3 protein-coding genes are annotated in these 1,742 nt (G+C 33.2%); all 3 read left to right on the forward strand.

The genetic code is table 11. The annotated features are described in order from the left end of the window. Position 1 precedes the first annotated feature (1 nt). On the forward strand, positions 2 to 124 hold the full coding sequence (locus F1560_RS22540) for a spore germination protein (RefSeq protein WP_281292673.1): 123 nt from the start codon (positions 2 to 4) through the stop codon (positions 122 to 124). Positions 125 to 221: 97 nt separating this feature from the next. After that, positions 222 to 1,325 (forward strand): GerAB/ArcD/ProY family transporter, encoded by a 1,104-nt coding sequence (locus F1560_RS21865; RefSeq protein ID WP_149476706.1) that lies wholly within the window; start codon positions 222 to 224, stop codon positions 1,323 to 1,325. After that, a partial coding sequence (locus F1560_RS21870) for a Ger(x)C family spore germination protein (RefSeq protein WP_484214022.1) occupies positions 1,312 to 1,742 on the forward strand: 431 nt, incomplete at its 3' end. The genes F1560_RS21865 and F1560_RS21870, both read left to right, overlap by 14 nt.

The following is a 1,742-nucleotide window of genomic DNA, read 5'->3' on the forward strand; positions in this document are numbered from 1 at the left end:
AATATTTGGCTTTTTAGGAATTGTCATTGGAGTGTTATTTGTGTTAATTCACTTGTCACGCCTTACTTCATTCGGTCTTCCATATTTTTCACCTTTTGTTCCATTAAACATGGAGGATTTTTAAGATACTATCATTCGTGTTCCTTCTTGGATGATGTATAAACACTCTAAAAATTCTCCTCATTATAAGCAAGAAAAACGATCAAGGAAGTGGAAACTAGATGAGAGTGAAGAGCCGTATTAGTTCTGTAAATTTATTTTTTCTGCTGGTGCAAACGATGATTGGTGTAGGCTTGTTATCATTACCTCATCAAACACATGAAGCAGCAGGCAGTGACGGATGGATTTCCATTTTAATTTCTGGATTTATTATTCAACTAATTGTACTGCTTATTTGGTTACTTTGCAGGAATTTCCCCAATCTTACCTTATTTGATTTTTCTAAAGTAATTTTGGGAGAAACTTCTGGAACTGTATTAAATTTTTTATATATTATTTACCTGCTCACAGTGATTTGTTATATCTTCATTATATATGCGGATACCTTGAAACGATGGGTACTCCCTGAAACTCCAGCATGGATATTATTTTTGATAACATTCGTTCTACTTATTTATGGAAGTATTTGTAATATAAAAAATGTGGTATCTTTATTTTCTTTACTATTCATATTCATCCTGTTTTTATTCTTCATTACGTTTTTGGTTTATGGTGATCCATACATAGATGTTCGCTATCTCTTCCCTATTGGTTCCAGTGGTGGATGGAATATCCTTAAAAGCACTAGTGATTCAATGATATCCTTCATAGGGTTTGAAACATTACTTACTTATTTTGCTTTTATAAAGCAATCTAAAACTATTTCAGCACTGAAAGGAGTTTTTTTAGCAGTATTATTTGTAACCATTTTTTTAACGTACATTGTGATTCTAAGTACCGTAATGCTTAGTCCTGAAGAAATAAAAATCACGCCGGAACCGGTTCTATATATACTAAGTGCGATGGAAATAAGAATTTTAAGCCGATTAGATTTAATATTTCTTTCTTTCTGGGGTCTGATAGTTTTTACTACTATTATTAGCTACACCTTCTCAGCAAGTATGGGAATAAGTAAATTAATCCATATCAAACATAAATTTGCTGTGATACTATCTGGAACATTCGTCCTTATCGTTTCGATAATATTTTATTATATGGATATTACCTTACTTGAAAAATGGTTAAAGCATTTATGTTTAATTTTCGGCATTATTATCCCTATCCTACTGCTTTTAATAACAATTATTTTTAAAAGAGAGGTGGCATCGACCTATGGGAAAAAATGAGCTCTTCTTGATCTTATTTATTCTTCCATTACTAGCTGGGTGCTGGGATAAAAGACTTCTAAAGAATTCCCGTACTGTGTATATATCGGGTTTTGACTTGGATGAGAATGGTGATTATCAAATAACTTCAATTATTAGAGATATGAATATTAGTGAGTCAAGCAGGGGGGAAATATCCATATCGAATGAACTGGTAACTGGAAAAGGAGGTTCGATAAAAGAGGCAAGCATGACAATTGATCAAAGCGTACCTGGTAATTACGATCCAGCAAAAGGAAGAACTTTAATCTTAGGAATCGACATCGCCAAAGGTGATATCTACAATGTGCTGGATTCTCTTTACCGGGATCCAAGGGTGGATTTAAACGCCAAAATTGCTGTGACAGATGACAGTGCAAATGAGATAATTACCCATTT

Origin of the sequence: Oceanobacillus polygoni, from assembly GCF_008304605.1 — a bacterium.
Classification (GTDB): domain Bacteria; phylum Bacillota; class Bacilli; order Bacillales; family Amphibacillaceae; genus Oceanobacillus; species Oceanobacillus polygoni.